The organism is Mycobacterium pseudokansasii (assembly GCF_900566075.1).
Taxonomy (GTDB): Bacteria; Actinomycetota; Actinomycetes; order Mycobacteriales; family Mycobacteriaceae; genus Mycobacterium; species Mycobacterium pseudokansasii.
On sequence record NZ_UPHU01000001.1, the window covers coordinates 5,520,460 to 5,536,845 of the forward strand.

The following is a 16,386-nucleotide window of genomic DNA, read 5'->3' on the forward strand; positions in this document are numbered from 1 at the left end:
GGCTGGTCCCTTATCCCCCGGGTGACCCGCGCATCGCCGGCGTGGACTGGCTCAGTCAGCTGAGGTGACTGGATGTGGACCGAGCGTGCCGACGTCAATGTTCGGTAACTGGTCGTCGGCGGCCGCTACAGCGAATAGGGAGGCGGCGGAATAGAAAGCGTCTTCGGTCATGAGGCCGCGCCGGGCCATTTCGATGCGATCCACCGGTCTACCCCATCGACTGCCGAAAAGGCGCTTGAGTTGGCTGGGATCAGGCCGGTTCAGATTCAGATGTGGTCTTTGGCGGGCTAATTCGTCACGCTTGGCCAATGCAGCAGGCCACCGCGTTCCGCCACTCGGGCAGTCTCGGATCGTCGCGCAGCAGCTCGAGGAAATGCTGCACGGCCGGCGGTGACCGGGTGAAAAGCAGTGTGCGGGTGGTTATCCGTGCCGCGACTGCAATCTGGTCGTCGCCCAAGGCTTCATATTCCCCGGCGGTGAGCCAATGTTCACTCACCGATTTGGGAAAGCCGGTCTCGTCCACGACGCCGGTGGCCAAAGCATGGCGGTGCGCCACAAACTCCAGCGCACGTTGGTAGGTGCCGTACGTGACTTTCGGCTCCAATTCGGCGATAGCCTTCGCAGCGCGCTCACGTACGCTACCGAGATCCTCGGGGTGCATCAATGTCCAGTACCACGCAGCGACTTGTTCCAATGCGGGCAGGTATACCCACCGGTCTGTCGCGCACACGCACAACAGGGATAGCACGTCCACGTCGAGGACGTCCACGACGGACTTGCCGCCGGTTGCGCCCGGTACGGCCACAGGTACCGGCGGTGCCCATCGCCGTTGCCACCGCTTAGATCAGATCGTGGGGCGCACCCCCGACTGAACCGCGTAATCCTGCGGCCCCCGGGCGATTTTCTTCAGCGCGAGGACCGCGTCAGCATGTTTGATGTCGACTCGCATCGACCTCAGCTGCCTTGCCAACTTTCGGCAGTCTGGGGCTCCGACGGCGCCGAGCAGGTGGTCCTAGGTGCGCATGGTGAATGGTGTACCGCGAGCCGTTTCGATGAGCTGGGTAGCTACCGACCTGGCCATCGCACCGGATTCGACTGCCACAGCGACGGTTTGACGGATATTGACCAGCGCATCAACAAAGACGGGGTAACCGTCTTCGGGATCTCCGTGCACCATGGCCACCTCGTCGTCTGCCTCCAACAGGCCATTTCGATAACTCTCGAAGACCCAGCCGTAGCCCTCCATACCAAGGGGATGCAGCTCGGCAGCGCGCAACGCCCCCATGCTGGAAGATCCAACAACCCGGATCCCGTCGGCGATCAGAGTCAAAGTGCCTTACCGTCGGCTGGTGGGGTCCGCAGGCGAGCGGTACCCGCGCCGCTCAGCGAATTCTCAACTGATTCTTCGCAACCGCCATCCCTGATTCAAAGGATTTCCGCAGCAAGCCGCCTCAACATGGGCATCATGACGTCGTCGCCGCTGGGTGAGCCACTGTCCACGAACTTGATCGAACGCTATCTGTGCAGCCGCGGAAAACGGTACTTCCGCGGCCGGCATGACGGTGAGTTCTTCTTCGTCGCAAACGCTTACCCGCGAAGATTGCACGTCCACCTGGAGATCTCGCTCGAGCATCCGGACGTGTTCACCATCCGGGTCACTCCCGCATACTTTTTCCCCGCCGCGGACCGGGCCCAGCTGGTGCGGTTCGCAGACCTGTGGAACACCCGGAATCACGCATTGACCGCAATCATGCACGGGTCTTCCGATCCACAGCGCGTCGGCGTCACCGCCTGCAATTCCCAATGGATTCCAGGTCTCGTCCGGTTCAACGAGTTCGCAGATACCGTCGACCGCGCCTTGGACGCCGCGGTGGATCTGTTCGGCGAGTTGACCCCGGTTGCCGGGCTGCCCCAACCCACAGCGCCATTGCTGCTCGATGCCGGGTGAGGGCTCGCGGGTCGCTGGAACTTGTTAATTATGGCGATGATTCGTCCATCTTCGGTCGCCTCGCCCATGTTGCGCTGTTATCCACACCATGCGGCACCTGTCTTGGACTGGCCAGTCTGGTCCGCTTGCCATAGCCGCGCAGCACTACTTGCCTGCCCAGCCCCCCACATTGTCTGTTCGTAGGCGTCACCGGCCCGCGCGGTTTGGGCTGAAGCAAGGATGCCGTGGCTGCGATTTTGCCAATTCCACAGGCAAGCAGCGAAGTTGACTGGCTCGCCGATGACGGTTTGTTCGAATCGTGTGAGGTAAGCACCTGCGATGCCGGCCAGGACTATTCCGGCGGCAACGCCGATACCGGCCTGGCATTCGGGTACCTCGGCAGCGAGTCGGTGTGCAATGGCTCATGCGGTGGCCAGCGCGCCGGGTTCTGGTGAACAGACACGCGCCGGTGCGCCAAGAACCCACGGAATCGCGGTCGCCCAACGCGCCTGGACTTGGCGCGCTGGCGCTGCCGTCGGTCGCGTCGACGAAAAGGTCGCAGCTCTTGCCGATTTCAATATCCGACTCACGGCGTTGCCAATCGGCCGGTGACCATCGCACGGTGGATGGTGTGGTTAGCGCCGCCAACCAACCACAGCGATGAGGTCGACCACCCGGTCAGCAGCACCGCGATCCATGTGGAGGCACAGAGATCGGGTTCCGGCATGAACACGACGTATCCTGCAAGCCAAGGTTGTCGACCGATACGGAGCTGCCGGTGCAGCCACGGTCGCGAGTCAAAGTCGTTACGGGTATGGAGATGCATTGATGTCGATACGAAGGCGACAGCTGGTGGTGGCCGTCACGGCTGCCGTCGGATTAGCGGCATGCGACGTCTCGGGCAGGCCGCCCGACGATAAGCGGGTCCTACGAGTGGGAGCGGCTTTTCCTGATCCGCCCTTCAACGGCATGCCTACAGGTGGCGGTTTCGACATCGACCTGATGACCGAGATTGCCGGAGCCCTCGGCACTGAGGTCAGCTTCATTCGCTACGACGGCGCCGATTTCAACGGCATCTTCGGCGCGCTCAACAGCGGTGACTACGACTGCGTCGCAGCCGGAACCACCGTGACACCCGAACGTGAGAAGCAAGCGGCATTCGTTGCGCCATACCTGATCTCGGGGCAATCACTGGCCGTCGACACCGCCCGGCTGCCCAGCGTGCACTCCATTGACGACCTGTCTGGACTGACAATCGGCGTCCAGCAGGGCAACACCAGCCAGCCAATCGCGAATCGCCTGGTCGCCGAAGGCCGAGCCGGCGCCGTACGGGTCTACGACTACGGCGCTGTCCGTTCAGCGATAACCGACTTGACCACAGGCGGCTGCGACGCCTTCATGAAGCTGGCGCCGGTGCTGACCGAGTTGGTCAAGCCGGTGCAAGGCGTGGAGGTCGTCCAGCGCACGGGCATATCGGTAGAAAAGATCGCGATCGCGGTCCCTAAGACAGACCACGACCTTCTTGAGCGGATCACCGCCGCACAGGCCACGCTAGAGGCGAACGGCACCCTGCCACGACTCCGGCAGCGATGGCTCGGCAATCCCAATGCGTACCAAGCTTAGCGATGGCCACCGTACCGGACGGCCAGGGCAAATCAGAAGCGCCGCCTTGCATTTGCTACCAGGGCCGGCTATCCGAACGCAACGTGTATAGCAGTGGCCGTACCACGACCATTGGAGACCACTGGACCAAGAACCGGAGTAGTGCTTATCGTCGCCTGAGCCGGGTAGTACGCCTGCGCTGACGCAAATCCGGTGGCGCGCTATCTCTTGCCCCGGGGCTTGACGCACGCGCCGCTTCGGGTGCAACCATTTGGGCAAACGGGTGCCGCCTGGCTTCTACAACTGCGGCCGCGTTGCCGAGACCGACCTCAGCGCGATGTCCACTCGGGCGTTCTCCGCGCTGGCGTCGAGGTCGCGGCCGCGCGGGCGACCCAATACCGCAGTGCGTGCTCGGTTTCGGCCGGCATGTGTCGTATGACCGGCCTTGGCCGACGATCCGGGGATTGCGGTATTTGCAGCGGTGCCCGCACACCACATCCGGCACTGGAAAGACAGCGGTGCCACCGAGTTGGCCAACCTGGTGCTGCTGTACCCGTATCGCCACCGTGGCGTCATGACCGGGGCGTCATCACCATCGCCGGACCCGCAGTCGATCTCACCGTCACCGACAACACCGGACGACCGCTGCGCGCAGGATCGCTCGCGCGTGCGCCCAACCTTCCCCCTGCCGTCGCGCCGTGCCCCGGGCCCACCGGCGAGCGCCCCGACTGGTGATGGTACGAATCATTTCACCCCCCACCACCACCGACAACCAACCAGGTTGGTCAGCAGCATCGTATCGAAGCTTAAACAGCTTGGCGCACCGAGAATTTCGCTTGTGTTACCCGCCGCTATCGGATCTTTGGTAATGAAGGCCGGCTAAACCAGGCCGCACCGGCGCCGACCCGATAACCAGGCCCTCATCAACATCCCGCAGACGTGCGCACCAACGTGAGTATGAGCCAAGTCGGGAATACCGCAGTGCGTGCCCGATTTCGGCCGACATGTGTCGCTTGACCGGAGCACTATGCACGACAACAGGTTCGGGTGTCATGTGCGCGCCAACATCTCAGCGTCAGCGTCAGGCCACCAGCACCGCGTCCAGAACCGAATAGAACAGGCCCAGACCGTCGTCGGACGGACCGGTCAACGCCTCGATCGCGTGTTCGGGATGGGGCATCAACCCGACCACCCGACCGTTGGCCGAGCTGATGCCGGCAATGTCGCGCAGTGAGCCGTTGACGTTGTCGTGGTACCGAAACACCACCCGTCCCTCGCCTTCCAATTCGTCCAGCACCGCTTCGGGTGCCACATAACGGCCCTCGCCGGATTTCAGCGGCACCAGCACGTCGACGCCCGGTTCGAAACGCGATGTCCAGGCCGTCGACGTCGACGCGACCCGCAGCCACACGTCACGACAGACGAAATGCAAACCCACATTGCGAGTGAGGGCGCCGGGCAGCAGCCCGGCCTCACAAAGCACCTGAAATCCGTTGCAAATACCCAGAACCGGCATACCGCCAGCGGCAGCGGCCACCACTTCGCCCATCACCGGTGCGAAACTGGCGATCGCACCCGCGCGAAGATAATCGCCGTAGGAGAAGCCACCGGGAACCACGACCGCGTCGACTCCCTGGAGGTCGGCGTCCGCGTGCCAGAGACTCACCGCCTCGGCGCCCACCAGCCGTACCGCGCGCGCAGCGTCCACGTCGTCGAGCGTGCCCGGAAACGTGATAACCCCGATGCGAGCTGTCACTGCGGGTCCCGGCTGATCGTCCAGTCCTCGATTACCGTGTTCGCCAGCAGCGACTCGGCGATTTCGGCCAGCGTGGAGTCGTCGACGGAATCGTCGACCTCGAGCTCAAACCTCTTGCCCTGTCGCACATCCGAGATTCCGGCATGACCGAGCCGGCCCAACGCGCCAACGATTGCCTGACCCTGCGGATCGAGAATCTCCGCCTTGGGCATGACATGCACGACCACCCGCGCCACCGGCGCTCCTCCTCAGATCCGATTGCTCGGGCCCAACTCTACCGGCGGCAGCTGCCGCGCCGCGTCCCAGGCGCGCTGAGGCTATTCCCCGCAGTACGTGGCCTCGACCGTCTGCTCGCCGAGGACCTTCATTTCTTTGATTCGGAGCTGGTCGGCCAACCCCTTTTCCTGAATGACTGATTGCAGGCGATCGTAGAAGTGCCGTACCAGCGCTTCGAAGGTGGGCGAAAAGTCCACCGTGCATAATTTGAGCCCGCCTTTGCGGGCCACCGCGGCGATGTCCTCGTACAGCGGGTCCTTCCTGTCCACCACGAACGCGTGGTCGACCTCGTCGAGGATCGGCCGGAAGGCATTCTCGAGTAGATCGGTGTCCAGGAGGAAGTATTGCTCGTCAAGACTGTCTCCGCTGAGGGTCACCGAGACAAAGATCGTATGTCCGTGCAGGTTGGCACATTTGTTGGCCACTAATTCGGGAGTGTAAAGCTCACTACCGCCTCTGCTGGTGCGCATGTCGTGGGTCCAGGTGCGGTGACCCATTTCCAGACGGATGGTTTGTTTGATCGTATACGGCATGGCCTACTCCCTAGCTGTGATCGACGCACGACTTGACTAATTGAGTCCGTAGCTGGCTTTGAGAGTCGACGCGCATTGGAGTTCCACCCGCCTCAAGACGCAGCCCGAAAGCCTGAGTTGGCTGTTCACCCTTTCATAGATGTGCTCGACGAGCCCCTCGATGGTGGGGTTGAAGTCGACCGTATACACCTTGTCCGCAACGTCCGCCAGCTCACAGACCTTGAGGAACTCGTCATATATCGGGTCTTGGTCCCAGATAATGAAGGAATGGTCTAGATCGCTTATTATCGGCTCGACTATGACGGCCAGCTCATTGGTATCGAAAACGGTCTTCATATCATCTAGCTGGTCGCCATATTCAAGGATCAGTCTTAGCTGCCAGGTATGGCCGTGGATGGTCTCTTCTTTTTTGTAGTTGAAGCCCAGAGACCGATGACCCGCATCGAACCTAAAAGTCTTCTCGATCGTATGGCCCATGGTTCGACACCTCCGGAGGGCAAGCTAAGACGTAGCTAGGATTGTCGAGCTGTGAAACGACCTCCCGTCAGCGTCACGGAGTGAATATTAGATCCACTTCCGGGCAAGGCCAAGACCTTCGGTCACATCCATCGGCGTGGCGTAGGAGGCCATCGTGTGATTCCTCGACTTGGTGGTTTAGCCTGAATCCACGGTGGATCCACGGGGTATGCACCGTTAAAATTTTTGATCTTGATTTGGGTTTAGCTGCAATCCACCGATAGACGTGAGTGGCGTGCCCCGTTGAATGTTTGATCTTGATTTGGGGTCGGGGCATAACTATGCCGCCGGTCTGCCAAGCTATTACTGTCGATTCCCGGTCGTCGGAGTCGGTCGTGACGGTGCTGGTCGACGGTTGTGTCGTGGCACAGCGCAACACTGGGCACAACTTGGGTCCAGCCGCCGTCGACAGCAGCGGCCTCAAGTCGAGCCCTGGACCGCCGTGCCCCCCGGCCATGATGCGAGCGCTCGTGGCTGACCCTCACGCGACGCCGCCGGCGCCGGATTGGCCGGGATTACTCCCGCCGACTCCGCCCGGGCCGCCCGTCCCACTGTTGCCCCCGGTACCCCGGCGCCTACCATGGCGCCGCCGTTGCCGGAGTTGTTGGTTCCTGTCCCGCCAGCGCGCCGGGTGCGCCACCCAGGACGTTAACTGTTGGGGTGGTGGTGGTCACGCCGCTGTTGCCAGGATCGCCGGGGCCCCCAACGGTGCCGCCGGCACTTGAATGGGCCGGGTTCGGCGTCGCGAACGAGTTCGGTGTGATGGTGCTGTTGACACCGTCGGCGCCGATACCGTCCGCCCCGCCGGTGCCGCCGCCGGGCGCCCCGCGCGAGCCGGGCTGGCCGCCGCCGCTGGCGTTGCCGCCGTTGCCACCCGGCGTGGTGGCGTTGGCGCCGTTGCCGATATCCGGGCGAGACAACAGCGTCTGCAGCGGCACGCGTTGGCGGCCCCCGCGGCGGCATGTGAGCCGGCACCGGTGCTGAGGGCTTGCGCAAACTCGTGATGAACGCGGCGACCTGTTTCGCCAATTCCTGATAGCCCTGGCTGTGCTGGGAAAACAGAACGGCAATGGCCGAAACCTGGTCGCCGGCCGCACTCAGCACTGCAGTGGTCGAAGCCGCGGCTGCAGACCACAAGCCGCCTATCCGCCCGATGTCGGCGCCCGACGGCGCCCTGTCCGGCATCGGCAACCTCGGCCCCGACACTTCGGGTCTATTGAACGCCGGTGGCCAAGGCAACTCGGGCTTCCAGAACTGCGGCAATCTGCAATCGGGCCGGGCCAACCTGGGCAACTCCATCTCAGGCCTCTACAACGCCAGCAACCTGAACCTGTTCGCGCAGGCCGCGATCTCCCGCATCGGCAACTTCGGTGCCCAACTCTCCGGCGTGTTGCAGAGCAGCGCACCGTAGAGCGGATGGACTCGCATTCGGCCTGATGCTGCCGCACACCGCGGCGACACCGGGGATACCCGGCCGATAAACATCTGCGCGCCGGGATTCCCGCCGCCAGACTGATTTCACGCTATTGGTGAAACCTCTTGTCCGACGGGGGCTCTCACGTCAGCGACGATTACCGCCGGGTGTTCGCGCCCGGCCGTGTTTGCCTCCGCGCCGATGCCGCCCCGGATGCGCAGGCCTATTCGCCTTCGCCGCTGTAGGTGGCCTCCACGGTCAGTTCGCCGAGCACCTTCATTTCCTTGATTCGGAGCTGGTCGGCCAACCCTTTTTCCGCGATCACCGCCTGCAGGCGGTCGTAAAAGTGCCGCACCAGACCTTCGAATGTGGGCGAAAAATCCACCGTGCATAGCTTGAGCCCCCCCTTGCGCACCACCGCGGCGATGTCCTCATAGAGCGGGTCGTGCCGGTCGACCACGAAAGCGAAGTCGAACTCGTCCAGGATCGGCCGGAATGCCTGTTCCAGCAGGTCGGTATCCAAGAGGAAATACTGCTCGTCAAGGCTGTCCCCGACCAGAGTTACGGAAACAAAGATCGTGTGGCCGTGAAGGTTTGCACATTTATTGGCTATCAAATCCGGTGTGTAAAACTCGCTGCCACCTCTACTGGTGGGCATGTGATGGCTCCAGGTGCGGTGGCCTATTTCAACCCGGAATGTTTGTTTGATGGTGTACGGCATGACTTGCTCACTGATTCCTTCCATGTGACGCACAGGGGCGCAACTAGTTTGATTCAATCGAGGGGGTCCGGTACGTCGATGCGAATAACGTCTGGCATGCCTCAACGTGCAGTAAGCGAATTAATACGCCAGTCACCTCCGATCATCGATACGCTTGGACGATTCTTTCGATGGCGCGGTCGAAATCAACGAAGTGATACTAGATGCACGTCGATACGGGACCAAGGCCCGTCCTAATCGGGCCAAGCGTTACGAGGCGCGGCAGCGCCCCGATAAGCAAGAGCCAATTCCGTTCAGGAGACCAGGATGAGCCGGTGGCCCCCCAGCTCTGCCAGCCGGCGTTGGGCCTGCCCGTCGGGATCGACGGCGGCTTCGCTCATCGGCGTGGTGGCGCTGATGTCGAAGGGCGCACCGGCATGGGCGGACGCCGCCCGGGCCCGACGCGCCGCGTCGAAGAACTGACCGATCCGCGGGTGATCAAGGCGTACATTTACGCCGTCGCATCGCGCACCGGCTATCGAGGCCAGGGCGACGCTATTGACTCCGAGCAGCACCGGCGGGGGGGGCGACGGCAACGGAAAACCTGCCCACTTGTCGGCTCGATGCGGGTCCCACAGGACGTCGCAAAGATCCAGCACGTCGCGAAGGCGATCGTGCCGCTCCCGCATCGAATGATGCAGCGGGAAGTCGAGCAGCTCATGCTCAACCGCCCAGGGGCTACCCGGGGCGGCACCGGCGCCAAGGCCGAACATGAACCGTCCGCCGCTGATCTCTTGCAGTGAGGCTGCCGCAGCGACCGTCACCCCCGCCGGCCGGTTGGCGGCATTCACCACCAGGGTGCCGATGCCTATCGCGGAAGTGGCTGCAGCCAAGGCACCGGCCAGCGAGAAGCATTCCAGCATTCGGGGACTCGATAGCACCGCGCCCGACATGTGGTCATAAACCCACGCAGTGCCATACCCTTCCGCTTCGGCCCGCAGCACGTTGTCTCGTAGCTCCGGCCAGGTGTGCGTCGCAGCACTGTAGACAACGTCGAGTCTCAACATGAGCCGACCCTACCGTGTGCCGGATCCGCATGCAGCAAACTAATTGCGCCAGGCCGAATTCCGGCGCCGCGCCCACCTTTGAGTTCGCGGCTGCCCGGAAGTACCGCCGCGTGGTGATCCTCGGCGACCGCCAAGCTGCAGCTCGTCACGTGGGCACCGAGGCGAGTGTGGACTGGGCACCTCTGGCCGTGCCCGTCCGGCTGCGATGCGAACATCCCCGGGGGACACGCATCGGTACGGAGCGCACCGGGGCACAATCGTGGACATGCAACTGACGCATTTCGGGCATTCCTGCCTGCTCGCCGAGTTCGGCCGCACCAGTGTGCTTTTTGATCCCGGCACCTTCGCGCACGGCTTCGAGGGGATCACCGGCCTGGCGGCAATCCTGATCACCCATCAGCATCCGGATCACGTCGATGCCGCGCGGCTGCCGGCGCTGCTCGAGGGCAATCCGGATGCGGCGCTCTACGCCGATCCGCAAACCGCCGCGCAGCTGGGCGCGCCGTGCCGGGCGGTGCACGTCGGCGACCATCTGTCGGTAGGCGGGCTGACCATCCGGGCCATTGGCGGACGGCACGCGGTGATCCACCCGGAAATTCCCGTGGTTGACAACATTTCGTATCTGGTCGACGACGGCGAGCATCGCGCCAGGCTGATGCACCCCGGTGACGCGCTGTTCGTCCCCGAGGAGCCGGTGGACGTCTTGGCGACTCCGGCCGCCGCGCCGTGGATGAAGATCTCCGAAGCTGTGGACTATCTGCGCGCGGTCGCGCCGGCTCACGCGGTGCCGATCCACCAAGGGATCATCGCTCCCGAGGCACGCAGCATCTACTACGGCCGCCTCACCGAGCTGACCGACGCCGATTTCCAGGTGCTGCCCGAGGAAAGCGCGGTCGCCTTCTAGGGCGAGCAGACACAAAAGCCGCCGACACGCCGGGGGTGCGGGGGCTTTTGCGTCTGCTCGCCCGCTACGTGATGTCCTCGGCAACTCCGCGACCGGCGGCCCTGCCGGAGAAAATGCAACCCCCCAGGAAGGTGCCCTCCAGCGCCCGGTAACCGTGTACGCCGCCCCCGCCGAATCCCGCGGCCTCGCCGGCCGCATACAGCCCGGTCAGTGGGGTGCCGTCGGACTTGAGGACCCGCGCGTCCAAGTCGGTTTCGATGCCGCCCAAGGTCTTTCGGGTCAGGATGTGCAGCTTGACCGCAATCAACGGGCCTGCCTTGGGATCGGTCAACCGGTGCGGCGCCACCACCCGCCCCAACCGGTCGCCCCAGTAGCTGCGGGCTGCGCGAATCGCGGTGATCTGGCCGTCTTTGGTGAACTTGTTGGCCACCTCACGATCGCGTGCCGTGACCGCGGCTTCCACGGTCTCGTAGTCCAGCGGATCGACCTCGGGCAACTCGTTCATCGCGGCCACCAACTCAGGCAACGAATCGGCGCTGACGAAATCCACGCCCTTGTCGATGAACGCCTGCACCGGTTCCGGCGGTCCGGACCGGACCCGTGACCGCAGCAGCTGACGTACGCTTTGCCCGGTCAGGTCGGGGTTCTGCTCCTGACCGGACAGGGCAAATTCCTTCTCGATGATCTTGGCGTTCAACACAAACCAGGTGTAGTCGTAGCCGGACTGGGTGATGTGCTCGAGGGTGCCGAGCGTGTCGAAACCGGGATACAACGGCACCGGCAACCGATTTCCCGCCGCATCCAGCCACAGCGAGGACGGGCCGGGAATGATCCGGATGCCGTGGTCCGGCCAAATCGGGTCGTAGTTCGTGATGCCCTCGGTGTAGTGCCACATCCGGTCCGGGTTGATCACCCGCGCTCCGGCCTTTTGGGCGATGCCGATCATCCGGCCGTCGACGTGCGCCGGCACCCCGCTGAGCAGCTGCTTGGGGACGCGGCCCATCCGCTTCGGCCAATTCTTGCGCACCAGATCGTGATTGCCGCCGATGCCACCACTGGCCACGATCACCGCTGGCGCGCGGATTTCGAACTTAGCCAACGCTTTTCGTGACGACGGCGCGCCGCGCGGTTCTTCCGACGGCTCCAACACGGTGCCCCGGACGCCCGTCACCGCGTCACCTTCGACGATCAGCCGGTCAACCTGGTGCCGGTGTGCGAAGCGCACGTTCGGGCGGTCCCGCAGTTGACGGGCGAAGATCTCGACCAGGGCCGGTCCGGTTCCCCAGGTGATGTGAAACCGCGGGACCGAGTTGCCGTGACCCTGCGCGTCGTAACCCCCACGCTCGGCCCAGCCCACCAGCGGGAAGATCTTCAGTCCGCGGGCCCGCAGCCAGCTACGCTTCTCCCCGGCCGCGAAATCGACGTAGGCATGGGCCCATTGTTGCGGCCAATGGTCTTCGGGCCGATCGAAAGCGGCCGTCCCCAGCCAATCCTGTAATGCGAGCTCATGGCTGTCGCGGATGCCCAGCCGGCGCTGCTCCGGGCTGTCGACGAAAAACAGGCCGCCGAACGACCAGAACGCCTGCCCACCCAGGTTGGCGCTGTTCTCCTGATCGACGATCAGCACATGCAGGCCGCGGTCCGCCAGCTCGCAGGCGGCGACCAGGCCGGCCAAACCCGCTCCGACGATGATCGCGTCAGCCGTAAACCCCTCCGACACGGATCCCGAACCTACTGAAGCTTCACTCATGTCGGTACAGGGTAGTGCCACCGCTCACGGCGGCTGACCATGCGGCCGGGCGTCAGCTAGGCGGCGTCGAGCACAGCCCTAGTGGGCCGCCATTGGTACACCGTCGGTGTGCAGCCGTGCATCATCGACAGGTCGATGGCATCCAACATGGCCTGGCGCGGACCGGACTTGGACAATTGCCGGGCCGAAACGGCGACGCGCACCACGCCGCCGCGCCGCGCGATGCGTTCGGCCGACAACACCACCATCCGGCACCACCACGGCTCAGTCAGGAAGCTCTCACCGATGCCCAGTATCCGGGCACGCACCGTGGTCTTGCGCACCAAGTCGGTAATCCCGTGATAATCCGCAAGTAAACGAAACCCGTTTCCCGGCAAGGCCTTCACGACGCCCGGGGACACCACCCAGCCGGGCGCCGCGAACAGCCGGCTACGCAGCCCCAGGTGCTCGAGCACCCGGTCGGCGGCCATTACCCGCAGGTTGGCCTCGTGCGCAAGCAGCGTCGCAAATTCGCCGCGCCGTTTCTTGGTGGCCGCTTCGTCGTAGCCATGCAGTACCAGGGCGTCGCCGCCGGCACGCCGGGCCGCCAGCCACTCGACGGTGCGGGGGTCCCGGTCGAGGCGGTAGTCACCCTTGAGCCGCGGAGCAACCAGCAGCGACACCGGCACCGATCGGGCATCCATCTCCGCGCAGAATGCCTCGACGCCGGCCAGGGTGCGCTCACCTATCCCCGAGACCGAGACGATCAGTTTCCCAGACACACGTTCAGTTTGCCGAGGCCAGGTTTCCGGACGGTGAAGTACACGCAGCCAACAGGCGTCTATCCAGTGCCTCTGACGTGCGGATATCCGCCCCGCGGCGGGGCCGCCCACCGGGTGCCGACCCGGTCCCGACAGCGGTAGCGGTGACACGTGTCGATATGCTCAGCAGCGCCATGGACAAGGCGCGTTCCGCACCGGCCGACGCCGCGCTGCCCACAACTGCCACGGGGCAGCACAGCCCCGGCGAACACGTCTACCCCGACCGGCTCGATGCGCGGGTTTTCCGGGTTGCCGGGGTCTGCGTGCTGGCCTCGGTAATGACGATCCTGGACGCCACCATCGTCAGCGTCGCGCAGCGCACCTTCATCGCCGAGTTCGACTCCACCCAGGCCGTGGTCGGCTGGACCATGACCGGCTACACGCTGGCGCTGGCGACGGTGATCCCGCTGGCAGGCTGGGCAGCCGACCGGTTCGGCACCAAGCGACTCTGGATGGGCTCCATCCTGGCGTTCACGCTCGGCTCACTGCTGTGTGCGTTGGCGCCAAACATTCTGGCGCTCATCGCTTTCCGGGCGGTTCAGGGTATCGGCGGTGGCATGTTGATGCCGCTGGGATTCACCATCCTGACCAGGGTGGCCGGCCCCAAGCGACTGGGACGCATGATGGCGGTGCTGGGCATCCCGATGCTGCTCGGCCCGATCGGCGGGCCGATCCTGGGCGGCTGGCTCATCGGTGCCTTCAGCTGGCCATGGATATTCCTGGTCAACCTGCCGATCGGGCTGATCGCGTTCAGCCTGGCGGCACTCATGTTCCCCAAAGACCAGCCCGCACCGGCGGAGAGCTTCGACCTTGTCGGGGTGCTGTTGCTGGCGCCCGGCCTGGCGACGTTCCTGTTCGGGGTGTCGTCCATCCCGGGACGCGGCAGCGTGACCGACCGCTACGTGGCCGTGCCGGTGATCATCGGCCTGACGCTGGTTGGCCTGTTCGGGTGGCATGCGTGGCACCGCGCTGATCACCCGCTGCTGGATCTGCGGTTGTTCAAGAACCCGGTGTTCGCTCAAGCCAATCTGACCTTCGTGACATTCGCCGTCGCCTATTTCGGTGCGGCGCTGCTGCTGCCGAGCTATCTTCAGCAGGTTCTGCGGCAAACCCCGCTGCAGTCCGGGGTGCACCTGATTCCCAACGGGCTGGGCGCAATGCTGACCATGCCGTTCGCCGGCGCTTTCATGGACAGGCGGGGGCCGGGCAAGAGCGTGCTCGTGGGCCTCACACTGATCGCCGCCGGCCTGGGCATCTTCACTTTCGGCGTGGCCAGGCAGGCGGACTATCTACCGACGCTGCTGGCCGGCCTGTTGGTGTTGGGCATGGGGACGGGCGCCACGATGATGCCGCTGTCGGGCGCCGCGGTCCAGGCACTGGCACCGCGCGAGATCGCGCGAGGGTCGGCCCTGATCAGCGTCACCCAGCAGGTCGGCGGGTCCATAGGAACCGCGCTGATGTCGATGATCCTCACCAATCAGTTCAATCGCAGCGAAAACATCGGTGCGGCAAACAAAATCGCTGCCCTGCAGCAGCAGGCGGACAGACATGGCCCCCTGCCGCAGACTGCGGTTGACCCGTCGGCGATACCGCAGCAGGCCCTTGCCCCCGACTTCGCAAGCCGGGTGTTGCACGACCTTTCGCACGCCTACACGGTGGTGTTCGTGATCGCGGTCGTGCTGGTGGTGTCGACACTGATCCCCGCGGCGTTCCTGCCCAAGACGCCGGCCGGCGCGGCGCGCGTTTGAGGACGCCGGACCCGTTCAGCTAAGTTGGCCAGCCGACTGGTGGCGCTGGTCCAGGTGGGTTTACGGCCACACCCGCCTGGAGATCGTCGAACTAGGCCGAGCCGCGTTGTTGTGTGTAAAGGGACGTTCGACGGAAGGTGTCCAGGCCCGCCAACGGGGGCGTGATCGGGTCGTTGTTGGGGTGGCCCGCCGCGAGAATGTACAACGGCGTGCGTCCGATGTTGTCCAGTCCACAGAATTCGGCGACGGTCGAGTCGTGGAAGGCCGCGGTCTGGAATGGACCTAAGCCAAGGGCCGTGGCGGCAAGCGCGAACGTCTGGCCCAAGTGTCCGGCATTGAGCAGACATATCCGATACGCGCGCGGGGTGCGGTATTTGCTGAGCATGCGGTCGATCGTCGCGCAGAGGACCACGATAAACGCGGTCGCGCCTGCCCATTCCTGCCTGCCGCACAGCTCGACTACCTGGTCGCGGGTCAGCCCTTCGCCAAGCAGTTCCAGCGAATGCTCGAGACAGTTGTAGTGGTAGGTACCTGGCGGCACGCCCTCGACGTTGAGAACACCGACACAGGCATCGATTTCCTGGCGGCTACCGCCGGATGCGCTGGTGCGTCGCAGCAATGCGCTGCGGCCGGAATCGATAAAATCGACCGGCCCGAATACCATTGCCAACAGCGCCGAGAACGTTTCCAAGGACACTGGCTGGTCGGTGAAATCGCGGTGTGTCCGCCTGCGGTGCAAAACCTGGTCGAATGGCTCCGATAACCGGGTAGACCCGCGGGGCAGCAACAACCGATCTGCCTCGGGGTACGTGGTGAACAGGGTGTGCACCCGACGTTTGATGCCATCGTCAGGTACCACTTCGTTCGCGTCGTTTGCCGTGGACTCCAAAGAATCGAAGGCCAGATCGACTCGGACGTAGTGCTCGTCTTGGGTGGCGTAGTGAAATAGCGACGCCTCGGGCGCCCAGGGACCCCACTGATCGAAGATCTTCTCGTCTTCGTTGGCCTCATCGCTTCCCTCCTGCAGCAAGAGGCTGTTCTCACGCAATACCGCCACAGCTTCTTCGATAGATGCTCGGTCGAAGCCCACGAGGTCTTCCATGGCCCTGTCGAGTTCAATCCAGTCGTCGAAGGCCGCGAGCATCTCGACGGCAACCGGGTGCAGCTCAAGAGGTGACAGGCGCGGGTAGCCATGCACGACAAAGGCGCCGGCATGCCAATAACAGACTAGACATCGCCGCCGCCTCAGCCGCATCGATCATTTGCTCCTGGTCTCGACCCAGATCCACCTTCGGTGAGTGCTCATGAACCGACCTCCGACTGGATCCATCAACAGCCTCCCGGAGCCTATCTCTCGGGGTACCAGAATGGGGTCGCGCTGGTCCTGTCTGTC

The 16,386-nt window shown here is 64.0% G+C and carries 16 protein-coding genes and 2 pseudogenes; 7 read left to right on the forward strand and 11 right to left on the reverse strand.

Annotated features, from left to right (window positions below; translation table 11 throughout):
- Positions 1-51 precede the first annotated feature (51 nt).
- Positions 52-1,330 (reverse strand): annotated as a pseudogene (locus EET10_RS32065) (TfuA-like protein); the annotation flags it as partial.
- A gap of 135 nt (positions 1,331-1,465) precedes the next feature.
- Between EET10_RS32065 and EET10_RS24885 the strand changes: the two are divergent.
- The 4 genes and pseudogenes from EET10_RS24885 to EET10_RS31285 all read left to right on the forward strand — a co-directional run.
- Entirely contained in the window at positions 1,466-1,948 is a 483-nt protein-coding gene (locus EET10_RS24885; protein WP_122502858.1) for a hypothetical protein, read from the forward strand.
- Between the two features lie 224 nt (positions 1,949-2,172).
- Positions 2,173-2,382 carry a hypothetical protein gene (locus EET10_RS24890; RefSeq protein WP_036406583.1) on the forward strand — a complete coding sequence of 70 codons (210 nt, stop codon included), beginning with the start codon at positions 2,173-2,175 and terminating at the stop codon, positions 2,380-2,382.
- Positions 2,383-2,755: 373 nt separating this feature from the next.
- A complete protein-coding gene (locus EET10_RS24900; RefSeq protein WP_082273327.1) occupies positions 2,756-3,550 on the forward strand; it encodes an ABC transporter substrate-binding protein in 795 nt (264 codons plus the stop codon).
- A gap of 463 nt (positions 3,551-4,013) precedes the next feature.
- Positions 4,014-4,264 (forward strand): annotated as a pseudogene (locus tag EET10_RS31285) (HNH endonuclease); the annotation flags it as partial.
- Between the two features lie 346 nt (positions 4,265-4,610).
- Here EET10_RS31285 and purQ read toward each other — a convergent pair.
- The 5 genes from purQ to EET10_RS31290 form a co-directional block, all read right to left on the reverse strand.
- Entirely contained in the window at positions 4,611-5,285 is a 675-nt protein-coding gene (gene purQ, locus EET10_RS24910; RefSeq protein WP_036406578.1) for a phosphoribosylformylglycinamidine synthase subunit PurQ, read from the reverse strand.
- Positions 5,282-5,521: a phosphoribosylformylglycinamidine synthase subunit PurS gene (purS, locus tag EET10_RS24915; protein ID WP_036406575.1), complete on the reverse strand. Its 240-nt coding sequence runs from the start codon at positions 5,519-5,521 to the stop codon at positions 5,282-5,284. The genes purQ and purS overlap by 4 nt, the downstream gene beginning before the upstream one ends.
- Before the next feature lie 81 nt (positions 5,522-5,602).
- Positions 5,603-6,094 carry a 6-pyruvoyl trahydropterin synthase family protein gene (locus tag EET10_RS24920; RefSeq protein ID WP_036406573.1) on the reverse strand — a complete coding sequence of 164 codons (492 nt, stop codon included), beginning with the start codon at positions 6,092-6,094 and terminating at the stop codon, positions 5,603-5,605.
- 36 nt (positions 6,095-6,130) lie between these two features.
- A complete protein-coding gene (locus EET10_RS24925; RefSeq protein WP_036406570.1) occupies positions 6,131-6,571 on the reverse strand; it encodes a 6-pyruvoyl trahydropterin synthase family protein in 441 nt (146 codons plus the stop codon).
- Between the two features lie 614 nt (positions 6,572-7,185).
- Positions 7,186-7,548, reverse strand: a complete 363-nt coding sequence (locus EET10_RS31290; protein WP_036406568.1) for a hypothetical protein — start codon at positions 7,546-7,548, stop codon at positions 7,186-7,188.
- 131 nt (positions 7,549-7,679) lie between these two features.
- On the opposite strand from EET10_RS31290, the gene EET10_RS24935 reads away from it, so the two are divergent.
- A complete protein-coding gene (locus tag EET10_RS24935; protein WP_051490745.1) occupies positions 7,680-8,021 on the forward strand; it encodes a hypothetical protein in 342 nt (113 codons plus the stop codon).
- A gap of 226 nt (positions 8,022-8,247) precedes the next feature.
- Here EET10_RS24935 and EET10_RS24940 read toward each other — a convergent pair whose 3' ends face one another.
- Both EET10_RS24940 and EET10_RS24945 read right to left on the reverse strand, forming a co-directional pair.
- Positions 8,248-8,745 (reverse strand): 6-pyruvoyl trahydropterin synthase family protein, encoded by a 498-nt coding sequence (locus tag EET10_RS24940; protein ID WP_167480220.1) that lies wholly within the window; start codon positions 8,743-8,745, stop codon positions 8,248-8,250.
- Positions 8,746-9,038: 293 nt separating this feature from the next.
- On the reverse strand, positions 9,039-9,791 hold the full coding sequence (locus EET10_RS24945) for an LLM class flavin-dependent oxidoreductase (protein WP_063466392.1): 753 nt from the start codon (positions 9,789-9,791) through the stop codon (positions 9,039-9,041).
- A 265-nt stretch (positions 9,792-10,056) separates the two neighbouring features.
- Between EET10_RS24945 and EET10_RS24950 the strand changes: the two genes are divergently transcribed.
- Positions 10,057-10,695, forward strand: coding sequence for an MBL fold metallo-hydrolase (locus EET10_RS24950; protein ID WP_036406653.1), 639 nt, complete (start codon positions 10,057-10,059; stop codon positions 10,693-10,695).
- 64 nt (positions 10,696-10,759) lie between these two features.
- Here EET10_RS24950 and EET10_RS24955 read toward each other — a convergent pair whose 3' ends face one another.
- Positions 10,760-12,466 (reverse strand): FAD-binding dehydrogenase, encoded by a 1,707-nt coding sequence (locus tag EET10_RS24955; RefSeq protein WP_099187743.1) that lies wholly within the window; start codon positions 12,464-12,466, stop codon positions 10,760-10,762.
- Positions 12,467-12,501: 35 nt separating this feature from the next.
- Positions 12,502-13,206: a DUF2334 domain-containing protein gene (locus tag EET10_RS24960; RefSeq protein WP_036406556.1), complete on the reverse strand. Its 705-nt coding sequence runs from the start codon at positions 13,204-13,206 to the stop codon at positions 12,502-12,504.
- A 158-nt stretch (positions 13,207-13,364) separates the two neighbouring features.
- On the opposite strand from EET10_RS24960, the gene EET10_RS24965 reads away from it, so the two are divergent.
- Positions 13,365-14,993 (forward strand): DHA2 family efflux MFS transporter permease subunit, encoded by a 1,629-nt coding sequence (locus EET10_RS24965; protein ID WP_099187745.1) that lies wholly within the window; start codon positions 13,365-13,367, stop codon positions 14,991-14,993.
- A 91-nt stretch (positions 14,994-15,084) separates the two neighbouring features.
- Here the strand turns inward: EET10_RS24965 and EET10_RS24970 are convergent, their stop codons facing one another.
- Entirely contained in the window at positions 15,085-16,248 is a 1,164-nt protein-coding gene (locus tag EET10_RS24970; RefSeq protein ID WP_036406553.1) for a SagB/ThcOx family dehydrogenase, read from the reverse strand.
- Positions 16,249-16,386 lie beyond the last annotated feature (138 nt).